This window comes from Candidatus Phytoplasma melaleucae (assembly GCF_030588185.1).
Taxonomy (GTDB): domain Bacteria; phylum Bacillota_I; class Bacilli_A; order Acholeplasmatales; family Acholeplasmataceae; genus Phytoplasma; species Phytoplasma melaleucae.
This window is the reverse complement of record NZ_JAOSID010000009.1, coordinates 1-20,358: the sequence shown is the minus strand read 5'-3', so window position 1 is coordinate 20,358 and position 20,358 is coordinate 1. Positions and strand designations below refer to the sequence as shown.

The window sequence follows — 20,358 nt, the reverse complement described above, 5'->3', positions numbered from 1 at the left end:
GGTTGCAATTATCATTTTTTGTGTTACAACAAAAGTATAAATATAGGAAAAAAGTAGGTTATCACCAATGTCATTTGTCAGAGCACTTTTAACTTTCAGCCATTATTAACCTTCTTATCACCTATTCTGCTTGAATTAGAGTTGTACAATTATTTTCTGAACTTTATAGCGCAAGGATAAATAACAAATTTCTCTTTGTTCATCATAAAAAAATAAACTCACTTTGAACAAAGAGAGTAATTTTTAAAAACTTATTTATGTTTTGGATTGAACTTGAATATATTGACTATAGGGGGAGAATGAATTACTTTTGTTGCTTCGAAGCCGTTCTCAGATAGAAGTAAAAGTATAAATACTGAAATTATTTATGATAATAATGTTATAATTAAAAGATAACAAAAAAGGAGAAATGTATTATGATGTTTTCTAAACTAAAGATTATGAGTATTTGCTTACTTTATTTATTTGCAGGAGAGTTTTTTTGTCATCATTATAATGATATTCTAGCGATGAATAATAATCGTAGAATATATGCTAATCGAAATGTTGCTAATAATAATTTAGTTGATGGTTTCGAAGAAATTGTAAATCTTACTAATAGTATTGGCAATTACAGAGCACAACAACGACAAGTTGTAAATCAAATAACAACTGCTAGAGAAAATAATCCTGAACAAGTACCTATTTTAGAAGCTTTGCAAAGAAACATAACCGCTTTAATAGCGAATCTAGAACAAAGACTCTTATTATACCAAGAACTTACTGGGAATAACCGACGATAATTATTTCCATAATACAGAAATAAATTCAAAAAAGTTTTATTTGCTTGTAAAAGATAAACAAAATATTACTTTGTTACCACTTATTCTTTGTTTCTTTTTAGTTGAAATAACATTTCAAATGGAAAAAACAAATTTTTTCACTAATTATAATTAGTTAGTTATTTCTTTATGATTATAGTTTGTTTTGTCTCGCATAAATACTTTGTTAGTTTAAACAGAGAAAAAACTTTAGATATAATAAAAAAAGAATTATTTGCAATTATGTCTTGTAGTTATGATTGTTTCTATTTGAACGTCTTCGCAGAATATTTATCTTATTTCTTATTAAAAACGTGTATTTTCGTTTGGTTTTACTAAAAGGCTATTTTAATTTACGTAAATTGAAATACCCAAAATATAAAAAACTATAAATTAGCCTAAAAGCATTTTATATACCTTCTGTGTATTGGTATATTTTATTAGTATTCTTCTTAGTGATAATTTTTATTAATTTCTCGTAATGCTTTTAGTTATATAAATTTTTAATTGTAAAATGACTAAAATAATGATAATTAAAAAACTTAGTATAAAGAGATAACTATCCTGAGACCTTGGATAAGAATAAATTTTATTCCAAGCATCGTTTATTTTTTGTTTAATATCTTCATTATATCTGTATATTTGATCTTCTAATCTAATTGACAATTTTAATTTATTGTTAAGTTCTTTATTTTCCCAATAAGGAGAATCATATCCAATAAACAAAGCATTTTGTTTTATTTTATCATCTTGTAATAAAAAGTTAATAAAATCATAAGCACCTTCTAAATTACTTCCTTTAGGTAATACTAGATTATCAATCCAAATATTAGTTCCACTATCGAAATCATAATATTCTAGATTAGGGTTTTCTTGCATTAAATATCTTGCGTCGCCAGAGTAAACTAAAGAAATGTCATATCTTTCCTCTGATGGTATTTTCATATTATCTAAAAGTTGGTCTGTTATAAAAGATAAATGTTTTTTTTTTTGTTTAAAATCTAGTAACCATTTTTCAGCTTTTTGGATATCTTCTTCCGAGGCTTCTCCAATGTTACCTTTAGTAGCTTTTAAACCGATAAAAATGCCTTCAAATGGATTATTATATAAAGAAACTTTAAAATCTGATTTTTTTAATAATTCTTCCCAATTGTCATTGTTTATAGTCATTTTCTTTTTTTGATATAAAAAACCTAGTTTACCCCAAAAATAAGGAATAATGTACTTTTCAATATTTTTTGGTAACTTAGTTTTTATTACTTTTTGAAAATTTTTAGTTTCTTTTTGTAAGTTATGAATTTTATTGCGATCAATTGGTTCTAAATAATTATCCTTTAATTGTTCGATAGAATATTCGCTTAAAATTGCTATGTCATAGATATCTCCAGATTTTATTTTGTTTACAGCCAGTTCATTAGAAGAAAAAAAACTTTGTTTAATGATGAATTTGTCTGATTTTTGATTATAATCTATAATTATTTGTGGATCAATATATTCTCCCCAATTAAACAAGGTTATAATTTTTTTACCATTAGATGAGTATGAGACAACATATTTATAGCTAACAATCAAACTCAATAAGAATAAAAAAATAATTATAATTTTTTTTTTGGTTTTCATTTTTTTTTATAATCTTTTCTCAATGTTAGACAATTTAATATAATTTTTAATATCACAATTAATATTAAAACAGATGATAAAGCATTAATAGCAGGATTAATAGTTCCTTTTAAACTATAGATATAGGCTGAAATATTTTGAAAATTAGAACCACCTGCAAAATAAGAAATTATAAAATCATCAAAAGATAAAGCGAATGCTATACCAGCTCCTGCTATCATAGAACTTTTTAATTGAGGTAAAATGATTTTTATTAATGTTTGAAAAGGGGTTGCACCTAAATCGTATGCTGCTTCAATAGAACTTATATTTAGAGTAAGACACTTAGCATAAACAGTAATCAAAACATAAGGTATACTAAAGGAAATATGAGACAACAACATACGCCAAAAACCATTATTTAATCCTATAAAACTAAATAAAACAAATAAAGCCAAAGCATTTATTATTTCTGGTATAATAATCGGTAATTGGTTGATATTTAATATGATTTTTTGCCATTTTGGTTTATAATTTATCAAAGAAACAGCCGAAAAAGTTCCTATGATAGTAGAAACAATAGTAGATAAAAAAGCTATCTTTAAAGTAATTATTATAGATGATTTTATTGATGCATCTTCTAATATCTTGCGGTACCATTTAGTGCCAAATTTATTAAAATGTACTAATGAAGCTATTCGGCCTTCAGTCTCATTAAAAGAAAAGATAATTAGAGATGCTATAGGTAAATAAATAAAGATGAGTATTAGAATCAAATAAAAGTAGAACAATTTTTTCTTAGGTGTGCTTAACATAATTGTTATAATTCCTTGAATATTTATTATTTTTACAAAAATTTAAAATTAAGATCATTAAAAGAGTTAAATTAATAGCCATTACACAAGCATTTTTTATTTCGCCACTGAGAAAAGTTTTATTTTCTATAAGTTCGCTGATAGTAGTAACAGTAGTAGGCCCTAAATATTTAGGGACTACAATGTTAGTAACTGTTTGCAGTAAGATTAGAATAGTACCAGTCATTATACCAGGTAAAGATAAAGGAAAAATAATTTTATAGAAGATTTGTTTTTCATTAGCTCCAAGATCTTGAGCAGCGTTAATTAAACTTATATCTATTTTAGAAATACTGAGATAAATAGATAGAAACATGTAAGGCAAAAATATATAAATAAAACCAATAAACATGGCAAAGTTAGTACCGATTAATTCTATTTGCAGAAATTTTTCTGTTAAAGAAAAAATTTGTACTAAAGCTTGAATTTTCAAAATCATGTTAACCCAAATAATGCCATTTATAAACAAAACTAGAATAGGTTGTATAACAATATTACATTTGGATACAATATACGCTAATGGGTAGGTAATGATAACAATTAAAAAAGTGGCAATAATAGCGATTGATATAGATCTTATCAAAACATAAATAAAATTTAAATTGGTATAAAACTTTCTGTAGTATTTAATGGTAAAAATCATTTTTAAAAGTTTTTGATTATTATATTCTTGAATAGAATTAAAAAAAATGATAAAAATAGGTATTAGTACCAACAATAATAAGATAATAAAATAGGGGATTAGTAACCATTTATAAAATTTGTGGGATTTATTGTTTAATAAATATTTCATTTTACTTACCATAATTCCATGACATGAATGTCTTCAGGCTTAAAAAAAATACCTATTTTGGTATTAATTGCAACAAAATCAGTAGTATGAATTAAATAATTTCTATATTTAGTATTTATAATGACTTCCCAATAAACCCCTTTAAAGGAAATAGAGTATACTGTGCCTTTAAGTAAGCCGTCTTCATAGTTGACAATATCGATATCTTCAGGTCTGATAACAATATCAACTTTTTGGTTTTTATCAAAACCATAATCTACACAGCGAAATTCTTTATCATCGAAAACTACTGCAAAGTCATCTTTCATTATGCCAGAAATTAAATTAGATTCTCCGATAAATTGCGCTATAAATTTATTGGCTGGTTCATTATAAATATCTTCTGGGTTACCTATTTGTTGAATTTCTCCTTGTTTTATAACAACTATTTTATCACTCATAGCTAAAGCTTCTGATTGGTCATGAGTTACAAAAATAAAAGTAATTCCAAAAATTTTTTGCATTTCTTTCAGTTCGTATTGCATTTCTTGTCTAGATTTTAAATCTAAAGCTGCTAATGGTTCGTCGAATAACAATACTTGCGGTTCATTGATTAAAGCTCTAGCGATAGCAACTCTTTGCTGTTGACCCCCTGATAGTTGATTGATATTTCTATTTTCGAATCCATTTAATCCTACTAATTTTAAATAGTGTAACACTTTATTTTTAATGAATTTTTCTTTCATCTCCGGATATAAAAAATTTTCTTTTATTTTTAATAAATTTTGTTCTTTCCTTTGCTGAATTTGTTTAATGATTTGTTTTAATTCGTTTTTTAATTTTTTTATTTGAGGATTTTGACGCAAATTCAACCATGAAAATAAATAATTTGGTTGTAAAAGTTTTATTTTCTTGATTCTTTGGTGATATATTTGATTTAATTCTATAATCTCTTTTTTTGTTTTATTTTGTAAAATTTTTATTTTTTGTTTAATGTCATGGTTTAAATCTTTTATCCTTAACCCAAAAGCTATATTTTCTAATACATTTAAATGAGGAAACAGAGAATAGTTTTGAAATACTGTGTTAATTAATCTTTTGTGTGGAGGGACGTTTACAATGCTTTTATTATTAAAGTAAATATCACCACTAGTGCAATCATCAAATCCTCCTATAATTTTTAAAATAGTTGTTTTGCCGCAACCTGAAGGGCCTAGCAAAGTTACAAATTCGTTTTGTTTTATTTTCAGATTAATATTCTTTAAAATTATTTGGTTATTAATGACTTTAGTAATATTCTTTAATTCTATTAAATGAGTCATGTTTTAATCCCTTTTTGTCTTAAAAAATTAAATATAATATTGAGTTTTGATTAATACTAATCCAGTTGGTTTAATATTTTATGTTTTTATTTGCCGCTATAATAGCTAAAAAGGCTTTTTGAGGCAATTTAACTTTGCCTAATACTTTCATTTTTTTTTTGCCTTTTTTTTGTTTATCAAGGAGTTTCTTTTTTCTACTAATATCTCCCCCATCACATTTACCTGTAACATTTTTCCTCAGCGCTTTAATAGTTTCTCTTGTAATTATTTTTTTACCTAAGGATGCTTGAATGATTATTTCAAACATTTGTTGTGGGATTAATTCTTTCAATTTTCGACAGATTATTTTGGCTTTTACATATGCATAATCAGCATGTACTATAAAAGAAAGAGCATCAATAATTTCCGAATTTAATAAAATATCCATTTTTTTTAAATCACTAGGATAATATAGATCCATCTCATAATCAAAAGTAGCATATCCTTTGGTAGCAGATTTTAGTTTATCAAAATAATCATAAAGAATTTCGGAAAAAGGCAGTAAATAAGTTAAAGTTGTTTTTTGATTATTTAAGTATTGAATATTTTGTAATCGCCCTCTTTTATTTTGAGAAATTTCCATAATAGAACCGATATATATCTCAGGACATGTAATTAATGCTTGTACATAGGGCTCTTCGATTTTTTCTATTGACTGGTTATGAGGCCATTTAGATAGATTATCTATAATAATTCTATGATTTTGTTTTGTGTACACATGAACAATGACAGAAGGGGCTGTTATTATTACTTCAATGTTAAATTCTCTAATGATTCTCTCTTTAATAATTTCCATATGTAGTAACCCTAAAAAGCCGATACGAAATCCCATTCCCAAAATATTTGAATTTTCTTTTTCATATACTAAGGAAGAATCGCTTAATTTTAATTTTTTTAAAGCTTCTCTTAAATGTTCATATTTATTAGTTTCAGATGGATAAAGACCACAAAAAACTACAGGATTAACAGTACGATAACCGGGTAGCGGTTGCGCCATGCTATTTTTTTTTAAAGTTATTGTATCACCTATTTTAACAGAATCAATATTTTTAATAAAGGCTGTTAGATAGCCTACATCACCAGTGAACAAAAAATTTTTAATTACTGGTTGAGGATGAAAAATACCTACTTCCATAACTTCGTATACTGCATTACTAGTCATAAAACGAATTTGATCGCCTTTTTTGATAAGACCATTAACTATTTTAATATAAGGGATAACTCCTTTGTAATTACTAAAATTAGAATCAAAAATGAGAGCTTGTAGCGGAGCTTGAACATTTCCTTGCGGATATTTAATATCTGCAACAATTCTTTCTAAAATATCTGTTATCCCTAAACCTGTTTTGCCGCTAGCTATAATGACAGAATCCGGATCTAAACCTAATATTTCTTTTACTTCTTTTTTAGTTTTTATGATATCAGCATTAGGCAAATCTGCTTTATTTAATACAGGAATAATTGTTAAATTGTTTTCTAAAGCTAAATCTAGGTTAGATATTGTTTGTGATTGTATTCCTTGAGTGGCATCTATTATTAATAAAGCTCCTTCGCAAGCGGCTAAAGAACGAGAAACTTCATATCTAAAATCACTATGTCCGGGAGTATCTATTAAATTCATAATATATTCAGTATTATTTTTGGCTTGGTAAATAATTTTTACTGTGTTTAATTTAATAGTTATACCTCTTTCTTTTTCTAATTCCATAGAATCGAGAAATTGAGGTTTCATTGTTCTTTTATCAACAGTATTAGTAACTTCTAATATTCTATCAGCTAAAGTAGATTTACCATGGTCTACGTGCGCAATAATAGAGAAATTACGTATTTTTCTTTGTCTTGCATTTATTTTTTCTAAATTAATCATATTGTAAACAACTCTTTCTTACAAAAAAAGAATAAATTTAATTAGCACTAATTTTCTTATTATTATTTTTATTTTACATTTATTTTAAGTAATAAATGAAAAAAAATCTTAATTTGTTACATTCATTATTTATTTAATATATTTTTTTTAGCTTTTTAGTTTCTTTTACAAAAGCTAAATAATTCAGATATCTTGTTTTAGGAATTAATGCTTTTTGGTAAGCTTCTTTTATTTTGCACTTGTTTTCGTTAATATGCAAGCACTTATGATTAAAAAAACATTGTTGAGATAGCATAATAAAATCACTATAAAAATTTTTAATGTCTTCAGCTTTAATGTTGTATAAATGTAACTGAGAAAAACCTGGTGTATCCGCTAAATATCCATTATAAAGCGAAAATAATTTAGAGTTTTTAGTAGTGTGTTTGCCTCTATTGGATTTTTTAGAAATTTCACCAGTTTTCACATGGAGAAAAGCTAAAGTGTTTAATAAAGTAGATTTGCCAACGCCAGTTTGACCGGCTAGAACAGTTACCTTGTTGTTTAAAATTGGGATTAAAGGTTTTAAAGTCTGTATATTTTGAGCACTAACGTACAAGATAGAAAAGAACTTTTTGTAGTATGATATTTTTTGTTCGAGATTTTTAATTTCCAGTTTATTAACGAGGTCTATTTTAGTTAGAATAAGAATTATTTTGAGATTTATTTTTTGTAAAATTAATAAAAATTTATCTAATAATTTAAAGTTTAATTGTGGATGTTTTAAGGAAAAAACTAAAAAAACTTGATCTGCATTAACGATGTTAGGTCGTTTTAACTCATTTTTACGAGTTTGAATACTATCAATTAAAAACTTATCTTTTTTTTGTTCATAAAATACTATATCTCCAATCTTAATTTTAGAGTAATTAGATTGTTGTTGTAATTTATTTCGCTGACTCCGTTGATATTTTATTTTGCCTTTGGTTTCAGCATAGATTTTTTGTTTAGTTACAAAATCAATGATAATGTATTCTTTTGACAAAAATTCGACTATAATTCCTTTATGCAAAAAACCCTCCAATGTTTTATTACTCAATGATAAAAGTTATTTGTATTTATCTTATTTTGGCTTGAAACTTTTGTTTAATTTGGTTTTCTATTTCTTCCATTATATTATCTATATAACTCTTAGTTAAGTTATGATCAATATCATTAAAAATAAATCGAAACGATAAAGAATGTTCATTAGGCAATATTTTTTGATCAGGATAATAAAGATCAATTAATTCGCATTTAACCATAATTTTCCTTTTTTTACATGTTAAAGTTTCTAATATTTCTTTAAAAGTATATTTACGATTCACAAAAAAACTTAAATCTCTTGTAATAGAAGGAAATTTATGTATTTTCTGAAAAGAAAAATCTTTTTGTTGTTCAAAAATAATTGTTTCTAAATTTATTTCGCAAATAAAACTTTTCTTGATGTTGTATATGTTATATAGCGCAGGATGAACTTCCCCAATAAAACCAATTGGTTTGTTTTTAAATATGATATCAGCTTGTATACCAGGATGAAGATTTAGATATTGAGAAGTTTGTGATAAGTTGATTTGAATATTTAAATAGGATGTAATAGTCTCTAAAACCCCTTTTAAAATAAAAAATGAACTTTCTATACCTTTTCTTATCCAATGAGATGTAATAAAAGTACCACTTAATCCAAGCGAAAGATGTAATGTTTCCTTATTTTTATAATATACTTTCCCTATCTCAAAAAAAGCATTATCCAAATTATCATTTTTTTGATTAAAACTTAAAACTTCTATTAACCCTCCGCTTAGTGTTTGTCTTAAGATTATTTTGGTTTTGGATATTGGTTTGATTACTTGTAGATAATTATCATCTACGGAAAATAGATTAAAAGTTTTTTTATCAGTTAAACTATAAGTTTTTATTTCATAAAAACCTAAATAAGATAGTATATGTCTTAATTTATATAAAGATTGTTGTTGATGGTTTCTTAATCCTGATTCTTGTATGTAGAAATTCTGAGATATAATTTTACTGTATCCATGCATTCTAACTAAATCCGATATTACGTCTTCAGCTATGTTTATGTCATATCTTCTAGAAGGTGCTACAATTTTGAGAATATTATTAGGCGTATTTTGAATTTTATAATCTAACCGATGTAATATATTCAAAACTTTTTTTATAGTCCAATTTATTCCTGTTTTATTACGGATCAATTTTAGAGATAATAATATTTCTGGATTTTGACGTATTTTTTTTCTAATAGAAAAAATATTTTTACAAACAATACAATTAGTCAATTTTTGTAAGAGAAAAATAGCTTTTTCTAAAGATGCTTGAATTAGTTCTTGATTAATTCCTCTTGAAAAACGTAAAGTTTTTTCGTTATTAATTCCTAATTTTTTGCTTGTTATTAAAATATTTTGGGGATTAAAATAAGCAGCAGTGATAATTATTTTGTTTGTTTGATTGTTAATTTCATATTTGTTATGATTAATAACTCCTGCTATAGATATAATATTACTATCATGACAGATAACTAAATCATTGTTATTTAGTGTGTATTCTTCGGTTTCTGATATTTTTACTTTTTCATTGTAATGAGCATTACGTACTTTTATTTTTTGGTTTGGCAAAAAAGATGCATCAAAAACATTTAAAGGGATTCCATATTCAATCATAACTAGGTTTATAACGTCTATAACATTATTCATGGGTGCTATATTGCTAGCAATAAGAAGGTTTTGTAACCATAAAGGGCTTGGATGAATTTGAATGTTATTTATATAACTAACGTGATATTCAAAACAATCATGACTTGTTATTTGAGCTCTGAATGTATTTGTTATATTGCTTTCTTTGAAAGTATGTTTTGAGGGTGGAATAAAATTAACTTGGTTTTTTGTATTGTTTAATATAGCTTTTAAGTCTTGAGCAAATCCTATATGAGATAAAAGGTCTGTTCTGTTAGGAGTAAGAGATAATTCTATGTAAAAACCTTTTAATTTTAGATATGTTAAAGCGCATTTACCTATAGGGGCTTCATCATCTAAAAATAAAAGGTTTTCTTTTTCCTGTTGAGAAGAATAATAGTTATTTAATTTCAATTCTTGGGCTGGTAAAATTTCCGTATTAAGTGTCTCTTTAGATGTTGTTTTATTTGGATAATTCTGGTTTTTTTTTTGTTTTGTTTTTTTTTGATTAAGCAAAAGAATGATTTTTTTCTTTTCCAACATTTTATAATTATGGCATTCGACAGATAATAGTTGATTTCCGATACTTATTTGAGCTAAGTTGTTACCGTTTTTATTATAGTTCTTTTTAATTTCTATTATTTGTCCAATAATTAATTTTTTTTGATGAAATTTTTCTTGTATATATTTGATTTGTTCTATCTGAGTAATATGATCATTTACTAAACGTTTGAGATTTAAGATAGAAGGGATAGAAATAAGATATTCTTTTAAAATATTTTCGTTAATTATCATATTCTTTTATTCTCCGTATTTGTTTTGTTAAATTATTTTTATTTGTTAGTTATTCTCGCTTTATTAAACTGTTGCAAAAAACGAATATCGTTATTGTAGAAATACCTAATATCTTCTATTCCATATTTTAACATAGCAATACGTTCTATCCCTATGCCAAAAGCAAAACCTTGATATTTATGACAATTAAATCCACCTTTTTTTAATATATTAGGATGAATTAATCCTGCTCCTAGTACCTCTAAAAAAGTTTCATTGTTTTTCTTTTGGCCATTATCCATAATTAAATCTACTTCGAAACTGGGATTAGTAAACGGAAAATAAGAAGGTCTAAACAATATTTGTTGATTTTTACCAAAAATGTTCTGTATAAATAAAATAATAGTTTCTTTTAAATTAGCTAAGTTAGCTTGATGGTTAACAACAAATCCTTCTAACTGAGTGAATTGATGACTATGTGTCGCATCATCCTTATCTCTTCTATAAACATTGCCTGATGAAATAATTTTTAGAGGTTTTGGTGCATTTTGTAACATAGCTTTTATTTGAATTGAAGAAGTATGGGTTCTTAATAGTTTTTCTCTATTTATGTCCAGGTAAAAAGAATCTTGCATATCTCGAGCCGGATGATTTTTACCTATGTTCATGAATTCAAAATTATATAAATCTGTCTCTACTTCTGTTCCGTCATAAATGGAATATCCTAGCCCTAAAAAAAAGTTTTCTATCTGTTCTATAATTTGATTTAAGGGATGTATTTTCCCTGTAGGAAACTTAAAAGCAGGCAGACTAATATCTATTTTTTCTTTTTGGATTAAATTTAATAAATTTTGTTGTTCTAAAAAAAGTTTTTTTTCTTTTAAGAGAAAAGTAATTTCTTGTTTTAAGTTATTAATTTTGGTTCCGATTTTTTTTTTTTCTTCTAGAGAATATTCTTTTATTTTTCTTATTAAAGAAACAAAATATCCATTTTGACCAAAACATTCGCTTTCTAAGTATTTTAAATTTTTGATTAAATTAGTGTTTTGGATTTTCTTTTTTATGTTTTGTTCTAAAGTGATTATTATTCGATTTAAATCTGCGTTTTGTTGATTCATACTAACTTTAAACTTCCTTTTGGGCATCTTCTCTGCATCTTAAAAGGTTTTAATTATTTTCTTTTTTTACCTTCTATTTCAAATACTTTTTGACTCATGAGGTAAATCAACACCATTAATTACTTCATAAATTTACTTTCATTAATTTACTGTTCTATTAGCATCTTATTTATAGTTATATTATTGTATTGTATTTGTTATTTTGCCTTTTGTATTTTATTATAATATAATATAGTCGAAAATTATTAAATATGAAGCTTAAGTTAAATATAAAAAAATGAAGTTAAATAAATTTTTAATTTTATAAGTCCAAAAGTGTTAATTTTTTGCAGAAGTTGAATTTATCTTTATATGATTTTTGGTATAATGTGTGAACGGGACGCTATGTTATAAAATAATTATTTAGCAGTTTTAATTGCTTACCTTCATTTTAATTAAATATGTTTTTTATGAACATATATTAGGAATTATTACATGATTAAAAAGTCTTTATTTATCAAGAGTATTACTGATTTAAAATATCGTCCTTATCCTTTGTTCCCAGAATTTTTTTTAATAGGACGTAGTAATGCTGGCAAAAGTTCTTTCGTAAACGCTTTAACTTGTACAAAAAAGTTGGCTTTATTTTCGAAAATACCAGGAAAAACCATAACTTTAAATTATTTTTTATTAAATGATTCTTTTTATTTAGTAGACTCTCCTGGATATGGTTTTTCTAAAAGAAGTAAAATTTTACAAAAAAATATATTTTTTATGATGAATAATTTTTTAAAACAAAATTTTTTTATAAAAACTATTTTTCAAATAATAGATTTTCAAATTGGGCCTACTTTGTTAGATTTGCAAATTTTTCGTCATTTGAAAAAATATAATATACCAGTAATTATCATTTTGAACAAAAAAGATAAAATTTCTAATAATCAAATAATAAATTTCATGACAAAAATTAAAAAGACTTACTTGCAATTTAATTCGGGTTTAGTAAATATGTATTCGTGTTCTTGCAAAACGAAGGAAGGCTTTAGTGATATTATTTATTCGATAAATAATTGCTTAAATACATAATAGAGTTATAATGAAATGAAGCTGTTGAATGAGTTTATTAACTATTTATTTTAGTTTTTTTAAAATATTTCACTTATCATTTTAAAATATTCGCTTAAATGGGGAATAAGAGATGTTAATTTTTTGTTGTTATTTATCTTTCTTTTGTTAAAAAAAGTAAATTAGAATTAAGTAAAAAATGAAACAAATATAATATGAAATCTAAGTATAATTTCAAATCTATTGAAAAAGATAGATATCAAAATTGGCTCAATAAGAAATATTTCAAGACTGATAATAACGCAGGCAAAAAACCTTTTACAATTGTAATACCTCCTCCTAATATTACTGGGAATTTACATTTAGGCCATGCTTGGAATAATATTTTACAAGATATTCTTGTAAGAAGACATAAAATGTTAGGTTATGATGTTCTTTTTGTTCCAGGTACTGATCATGCTGGTATAGCAACACAAATCAAAATTAAAAAAAAATTAAAAGCAGAAGGATGGTCAGAACAAAAATTAACTAAAGAAATTTTTTTAGAATATGCTGAAATTTGGCGAAAAGAATATATCTCAAATATTCATCAGCAATGGAAAGCTTTGGGGCTTCACTTAGATTATGATTATGAAAGGTTTACTTTAGATCAAGGTTTTAACGAAACAGTAACAAAAGTTTTTATTCAGATGTACCAAAAAAAATTAATTTATCGAGATTATAAAATTGTAAATTGGGATTCTCTTGCACAAACAACTATATCTGATACAGAAGTTAGTTATAAGGAAATTGAAGGGAAAATGTTTTATTTAAAGTATTTATTAGTTGATGCTTGTCATTTAAATAGGGAGGCTGTAGAGGTAGCAACTACTCGTCCTGAAACTATTTTTGTTGATCAGGCTTTAATGGCCCATCCTGATGACAAGAGATATAAAGATCTTATTGGTAAAAAAGTTTTTATTCCAGATAGTAATATTAAAATTCCTATCATGACTGACTCTTATGTAGACATGTCATTTGGTACTGGATTATTAAAAGTTACTCCTGCTCATGATTTTAATGATTTTATTATAGGCAAAAAGCATAATCTTAAAGCTGTTTTATGTATTAATCCGGATGGTACTATGAATAAATTAGCTCAAAAGTATCAAGGGTTAGATCGTTTTATATGTCGCGAAAAATTAGTTTCTGATTTAATGCAAAAAAATTTAGTTTCCAAAGTTGCAAGCTATACTCATTCGGTAGGTTTTGCAAGTGTTTCAGGATCTGTGATAGAACCTCGCCTTTCTTTACAGTGGTTTTTAAAAACTAAAGAAATATCGAAGCTAATTTTAGAAAAACATAAAATTAATTTTTTTCCCGGAAGATTTTTAAAATCTTTTAATGATTGGTTATCTAATGTGGAAGATTGGTGTATTTCGCGTCAATTATGGTGGGGGCATTCTATTCCTGTTTGGTATAAAGAAAATCACGAAATGAAAGTACAGTTAAAAGACCCTGGTGATGGATTTGCGAAAGATTCAGATGTTTTAGATACTTGGTTTTCTTCTGCTTTATGGCCTTTATGTACTTTAGGTTGGCCAGATAAAGATATGTCATTATTTCAAAGACGTTTCCCTATTAATGTTTTAATAACGGGTTATGATATTTTAACTTTTTGGGTCTCTAAAATGGTTTTACAAAGTATGTATTTAACACAGCAAATCCCTTTTAAACATGTTCTATTACATGGTTTAGTTAGAGATGAAAAAGGCGATAAGATGTCTAAATCAAAAGAAAATGGAGTAGATCCGTTAGAAATTATTGATAGATACGGCGTTGATGCTTTAAGATGGTTTTTAGCTACTAATTCATCTCCAGGTTCTGATTTATATTACAGCGAAACAAAAATGTTATCCAGTCGTAATTTTATTAACAAATTATGGAATATTAGTCGTTTTGTCCAATTAAATGTTCAAATACCTCCTCAGACAAATTTTAAAACAGAACTTTTATCTTTGCCTGAAAAATTTTTATTGACTCAATTATCAAAATTAATGTATAAAACTAATTTATCTTATTCAAAATATGAATTTAATTTTATTGGGGATCTTTTGTATTCTTTTGTTTGGGAAGATCTCGCTAATTGGGGATTAGAATTTTGGAAAATTTCTTTCAAAAATAATTTGCTGGATAAATCGGAATTATTTGATAATACTAGAAAATTTCTACTTTATGTTTTACAAATAGTTTTGCAAATGTTACATCCTTTTATTCCGTTTGTGACGGATGCTATTTATGAAACATTAGGGTTCAAGCAATCAATTATTAACGAAAAATTACCTAGATTATCTTATTATGATCAAGAATCTTTTGATACTTTTGCAATTATCAAAGAAGTCATTGTTAAGATGCGTAATTTTCGCCAGAAAAATAAAATAACGGATCGTTTTTTATTACCATTATGCATAGTAACTTCTATTCACAAAATTAATGCATTTAAGCTTTTATTATCTACATTGACTATTTTATTAAAAGCTTCTTTGATTGATTTTCAAGATAAATTCCCTGATTCAAACTATAAATTATTATTTTTTTCAAAAGAAATTTATGTTTTTTTAGACAGTAAAGTATTTCGCGAAATTCAAAATGTTTCGTTAAAAGAAAATTTATCTCAGCAAATTAAGAAACTATTAAAAGAAATTGAAAGAAGCAAAAAAATACTAAGTAATGTATCTTTTTTACAAAAAGCTAATAAATTAAAAATTAAAGAAGAAAAAGAAAAATATTATAGATATTTGGATCAATACCGTAAATTAACGGAAAATGATTTTTTTAAAGATATCTAAATGGAATGTTATTTTATGTTTTTAAATAATAATATTTTTTATATGCATTTTCGAACTATTATCAATCCAAGAGCTAATATTATTATCACTCATGGTTTAGGCGAAAGTTCTCTTGATTATCTTCATATAGCTGACTTCTACTTTAGAAATAATTATAATGTTATTTTATACGATGTTAGAGGACATGGTAAAAGTGAAGGTAAAAAAGGTGATATTTATAATTTTCATATTTTACTAGATGATTTAAAGCTTATTGTAGATTATGTTAAACAAAAATACCCCTTTAAAGTTATTTTAATAGGTCATAGTATGGGAGGAATCATTGTTAATTGTTATTTAACAAAATATAGCAATGTTGAAGGAGCTATTGTTAGTTCTGCTCCTTTTAAATCATTACAAAATAAAAATTTAAGATATCCTTTGTATTCATTGAATTTTTTTAAAAAAAAGCGAGTTAATTTTTCTTCTGGAAAAATTGCTCATTTTCCTTTAGATGATGGTTATTATCCTTATCGTCTTGAATATGTTAGTTATCGTTTGTTAAGGAATTTATTGATTTTGAGTATTAATTATTTGAAAAAAAGATTCTTTTTGTATAAAACTCCAATTTTATTTGTGTATAGTATTACAGATCCAATAGTGTCTTACAAAGATGGAATTTTGATTTCAAATAATGTTTTTTCTCAAGATAAAACTTTAATTTTATATAAAAATAGCTATCATAATTTATTTCATGATATAGAACTGCAAAAAGTTTTACAAGATACTTTAACTTGGTTAAAACACAGATTTTAATTCATTTTATATAATCTTTTTCGTAGAAATATGAAATAAGATTTTTTTAGTTTGAATTGCATTTGGTTATTTGAACATTTTAAAAATAAGGAATTTTTATGAAAAAAGAAGAAATTTTAAAAATTAGCAATTTATCCCAAGAAGAAGTATTTCGTTATTTTAAAACATCTTATACGGGGTTAGACTCAGAAGAAGTAACAAAAAGACAAACTATATATGGTTTAAACATCATAAAATCAGGTAAAAATTTTTCTTTTTGGAAACATTTTATAAAACAATTTATTTCTATGTTTGCTATTTTATTATGGATCTCAGGTTTTTTGGCTTTCTGCATCAATGAAATAGCTTTAGGTGTAGCTATTATTACAGTAGTAGTTGTAAATGGGGTTTTTTCTTTTTTTCAAGAACATAAAGCTGAAAAGATTTTATCTTCTTTAAGCGATATGATCCCTAAAAAAATTCAAGTTTATAGAAATAAAAAAATAGAAGTTATTGATACTAAAGATTTAACCATAGGAGATTTAGTTTTTTTAGAAGTAGGAGTTACTGTACCTGCGGATGTTCGCCTTATAGAAGCTAATAATTTTTTTGTTGACAATTCAATGTTATCAGGCGAGACTATTCCTTTAAACAGAACTGCCGATCTTGAAACCAAAAGTAATATTATTACAGAAATATCTAATTTAGTTTATGCGGGGACAACTATATCTCAAGGAAGCGCTAAAGGAATTGTTTATTCTATTGGCGAAAATACTCAAATAGGCGAAGTATCTAGTTTAGCGCAAACTATTAATAAAAATACTAGTACTTTAGAAAAAGAGATTCATATAGTTGTTAAAAAAATTAGCACTATAGCTTCTCTGTTATCTGTTTTGGTTTTTATAATTTGTTTATGGCGTTTTAAATACCAAGGAGAATCGAGCTGGTTAATGGCTTTAAAATCTTCCATTGTTGTAGCATTAGGGATGTTAGTAGCTAATATTCCTGAAGGATTGTTACCGACAATTAATTTAAGTTTAGCCATTGGCACTCAAAGAATGTCTAAACGAAAAGCTTTAATTAAACAATTATACGCAGTAGAAACACTTAGTTCTGCTACAATAATTTGTACAGATAAAACAGGTACTTTAACAGAAAATCAAATTACTTGTAAAAAAATATTATTTTCTGAAGGATGGGTAGATATTACTGGAAACGGATTAAGTAAGAAGGGACAGTTTAAAAATTTAGATTTAAAACGAGATAATAAAGTACTAAATAAGTTATTTATTGCTGTTATTATATGTTCAGAAGCTAATTTGATCCATAATCCTGAAAATAAGAATTTATTTCAAATTGTTGGAAATCCTACTGAAGGCGCTTTGTTGATTGCAGCTTCTAAGTATGGGTTAGATATATTGCGAACGCGTAGCAGTTTTAGTATTGATAAAATTACTCCTTTTTCTTCCGAAAGTAAGAAAATGAGTGCTTTAGTAACGAATTTATCCCAAGAATATTATGATTTAGGAAGTCGATATTTATTTATTAAAGGAGCACCAAATGTTATTTTAGAAGATTGCGATATGCAATATAAAAATAACCAAGTCAGTTTTTTTTCACAAGAGGAAAAAGTTTTTTGTATGAACCGTATCGAAGAATTATCTGAGCAAGGATATCGTCTTTTAGCAATTGCTTATAAGAAAATAGAACAAGAAACATATCAAGAAAAAGATATGGTGTTTTTAGGATTTGCTGTTAATTTTGACCCTCCTAAAATAGAAGTAAGAGAAGCTGTTTCCGATTTATTAAAAGCAGGATTAAGGATTACTGTTATTACAGGTGATTATGGTCCTACAGCTATTTCTATTGGTAAAAAAGTAGGACTTATTAAAGATGCTTTTTTAAGTATTGATGGCGTTCAACTAGATAATATGTCACAAGAGGAATTACAAGAAACTTTAAAGACTAAAGTACCTATATTTTTTTCAAGAACAACTCCTAAACATAAATTAAGAATCACAGAAGCTTATTGTAATAATAATGAAATTGTAGGAGTCATTGGTGATGGAGTTAATGATATTTTAGCTATGAAAGCTGCTCATATTGGGATAACAATGGGGAAATCTAGCAAAGATGTTGTTCTGAATGCTGCTGATATGATTTTATTAGATGATAATTTTTCTACTATTCCTAAAGCCGTTTTAGAATCTAGAAGCATCTATGATAATATTAAGAAATTTATGACTTATGTTTTTTGTTCTAATATTCCTCAAATTTTCCCTATCATTTTTATGGCACTATTTAAAATACCTCTTTATTTAACTATTATGCAGATTTTAGCTATAGATTTAATAACTGATTTATTACCTGCTATAGCTTTAGGAGCTGAAGAACCTGAAAAGAATTTATTAAATAAAAATCCCCGAACTGATAAAGAACATTTATTAGATAAAAAACTATTAACAAGAAGTTATGGTTTTTTAGGTCTTATAGAAGGCATATTAGCTTTAATATTTTTTTTGTATTACGGTGGTTTTGATTTACTTCAACAAAAAATACCATTTAAATTGATTGCAACAAGACCAGATTTTATTTTTGCTTCAACTATGGCTTTTGGAGCTGTCATTTTTTCTCAAATAGGAAATGTTTTTGCTTGTCGTTCTGATGAATTATATTTTTGGCAAACCGCCAAAAAAAAGAATAAACTCTTAATTATTGGTATTTTATGTGAACTATTATTGTTTATTTTAATTTCCCAAAATATATATGTATTAAATAATTTTTTTAAAACAAGTTCTATTGAATTTAAACATTATTTCTCTTTATCTTTGTGTGTTGTTGTTATTTTACTTTGTGATACTTTCCAAAAATTCTTCTTGGTTCGTCGAATAAAATTCAAATAAGATAATTGATTTTTCAAGTCATTGGAATTGTTGTATATAACAACAAATAGAGTAAATTGATTTTTTTTATAATTATGAAAAAATTGAATTAAATTGAATTTATAAGAGAACTAACAGGAGATTTTAAGAAATGCAAAAACTTATTGTAGGATTAGGCAATCCGGGTGAACAATTTAAATTTACGCCTCACAATATAGGTTTTATGTTGATTGATTATCTATTAGAAGAATTTAAGAATAATATTTTGTCAGCCTCTGAAGAATTATTAAGTTTAGTATATCATCTTAAAATACAAAATCAATCTGTAATTTTAGCTAAACCTCAAAATTATATGAATTTATCAGGATTTGCTATTCATCAAATTATGATGAATTATCAAATTAACATTAAAGATATTTTTATATTGATTGATGATGTTTATTTAGAGGCTGGTTTTTTTAAATTAAAAATTACAGGAGGTCATGGAGGGCATAATGGATTTAAAAATATAATTGATACTTTACAAACTAATCAACTTAAAAGATTAAAGATAGGTGTTGGCAGAAACATCCATATTCCCTTAGATAAGTATGTTTTACGCTCTTTTGATAAAAAGCTAAAGGAAAAGATTTTATATAATTTCCCTTTATTTAAACAATTATTAGTTAATTTTGTTCAAGATTTTTCTTTCGAGAATCTGATAAATATTTGTCATGTGAAAAATACTTCTGTATAGGTTTATGTTGTGTTATATTAAAACATTGTTATTTTGATTTTAATTTGAATAAAAAAATGTTGACTTTATATAATTTTTACATTAAAATTAGAATGTTAGTTTCTTATATTTATTATCTAACTACTATTACTTTTTCTCATATGTGTTTAATTTTGACCACTCCGAAGTCGTTATCCTGATACCGGAGGGAGGATATGCCTCTCTAGCATGACATGGGAAGTCTTTGAAAACTGAAGATGAT

The 20,358-nt window shown here is 25.6% G+C and carries 14 protein-coding genes; 6 read left to right on the top strand and 8 right to left on the bottom strand.

Annotated features, from left to right (window positions below):
• The first annotated feature begins 419 nt into the window (after window positions 1-419).
• Window positions 420-782 (top strand): hypothetical protein, encoded by a 363-nt coding sequence (locus OC680_RS01975; protein WP_304515443.1) that lies wholly within the window; start codon window positions 420-422, stop codon window positions 780-782.
• Between the two features lie 486 nt (window positions 783-1,268).
• Here the strand turns inward: OC680_RS01975 and OC680_RS01970 are convergent, their stop codons facing one another.
• From OC680_RS01970 to pheS, 8 genes are all read right to left on the bottom strand, one after another.
• Window positions 1,269-2,420, bottom strand: a complete 1,152-nt coding sequence (locus tag OC680_RS01970) for an extracellular solute-binding protein (protein ID WP_304515442.1) — start codon at window positions 2,418-2,420, stop codon at window positions 1,269-1,271.
• On the bottom strand, window positions 2,417-3,214 hold the full coding sequence (locus tag OC680_RS01965) for an ABC transporter permease (RefSeq protein ID WP_304515441.1): 798 nt from the start codon (window positions 3,212-3,214) through the stop codon (window positions 2,417-2,419). The genes OC680_RS01970 and OC680_RS01965 overlap by 4 nt, the downstream gene beginning before the upstream one ends.
• Window positions 3,198-4,046 (bottom strand): ABC transporter permease, encoded by an 849-nt coding sequence (locus OC680_RS01960; RefSeq protein WP_304515440.1) that lies wholly within the window; start codon window positions 4,044-4,046, stop codon window positions 3,198-3,200. Before OC680_RS01960 ends, OC680_RS01965 begins: the two co-directional genes overlap by 17 nt.
• Before the next feature lie 5 nt (window positions 4,047-4,051).
• The gene (locus OC680_RS01955) at window positions 4,052-5,347 is read right to left on the bottom strand and encodes an ABC transporter ATP-binding protein (RefSeq protein WP_304515439.1); all 1,296 of its coding nucleotides are present in this window, start codon (window positions 5,345-5,347) and stop codon (window positions 4,052-4,054) included.
• A gap of 70 nt (window positions 5,348-5,417) precedes the next feature.
• Window positions 5,418-7,253 carry a translation elongation factor 4 gene (lepA, locus tag OC680_RS01950; RefSeq protein ID WP_420887959.1) on the bottom strand — a complete coding sequence of 612 codons (1,836 nt, stop codon included), beginning with the start codon at window positions 7,251-7,253 and terminating at the stop codon, window positions 5,418-5,420.
• 133 nt (window positions 7,254-7,386) lie between these two features.
• Window positions 7,387-8,277, bottom strand: coding sequence for a ribosome small subunit-dependent GTPase A (gene rsgA, locus OC680_RS01945; RefSeq protein ID WP_304515438.1), 891 nt, complete (start codon window positions 8,275-8,277; stop codon window positions 7,387-7,389).
• A gap of 73 nt (window positions 8,278-8,350) precedes the next feature.
• Window positions 8,351-10,756, bottom strand: coding sequence for a phenylalanine--tRNA ligase subunit beta (pheT, locus tag OC680_RS01940; protein WP_304515437.1), 2,406 nt, complete (start codon window positions 10,754-10,756; stop codon window positions 8,351-8,353).
• Window positions 10,757-10,794: 38 nt separating this feature from the next.
• Window positions 10,795-11,853 carry a phenylalanine--tRNA ligase subunit alpha gene (gene pheS / locus OC680_RS01935; RefSeq protein ID WP_304515436.1) on the bottom strand — a complete coding sequence of 353 codons (1,059 nt, stop codon included), beginning with the start codon at window positions 11,851-11,853 and terminating at the stop codon, window positions 10,795-10,797.
• Window positions 11,854-12,327: 474 nt separating this feature from the next.
• Here pheS and yihA point away from each other — a divergent pair, with 474 nt between their 5' ends.
• From yihA to pth, 5 genes are all read left to right on the top strand, one after another.
• The gene (gene yihA, locus OC680_RS01930; protein WP_304515435.1) at window positions 12,328-12,918 is read left to right on the top strand and encodes a ribosome biogenesis GTP-binding protein YihA/YsxC; all 591 of its coding nucleotides are present in this window, start codon (window positions 12,328-12,330) and stop codon (window positions 12,916-12,918) included.
• 194 nt (window positions 12,919-13,112) lie between these two features.
• On the top strand, window positions 13,113-15,725 hold the full coding sequence (locus OC680_RS01925) for a valine--tRNA ligase (protein ID WP_304515434.1): 2,613 nt from the start codon (window positions 13,113-13,115) through the stop codon (window positions 15,723-15,725).
• Between the two features lie 15 nt (window positions 15,726-15,740).
• Complete coding sequence (locus OC680_RS01920; protein ID WP_304515433.1) at window positions 15,741-16,520, top strand: alpha/beta fold hydrolase; 780 nt, start codon at window positions 15,741-15,743, stop codon at window positions 16,518-16,520.
• Window positions 16,521-16,618: 98 nt separating this feature from the next.
• Window positions 16,619-19,402, top strand: coding sequence for a cation-translocating P-type ATPase (locus tag OC680_RS01915; RefSeq protein ID WP_304515432.1), 2,784 nt, complete (start codon window positions 16,619-16,621; stop codon window positions 19,400-19,402).
• 130 nt (window positions 19,403-19,532) lie between these two features.
• Window positions 19,533-20,117 (top strand): aminoacyl-tRNA hydrolase, encoded by a 585-nt coding sequence (gene pth, locus OC680_RS01910; protein WP_304515431.1) that lies wholly within the window; start codon window positions 19,533-19,535, stop codon window positions 20,115-20,117.
• Window positions 20,118-20,358 lie beyond the last annotated feature (241 nt).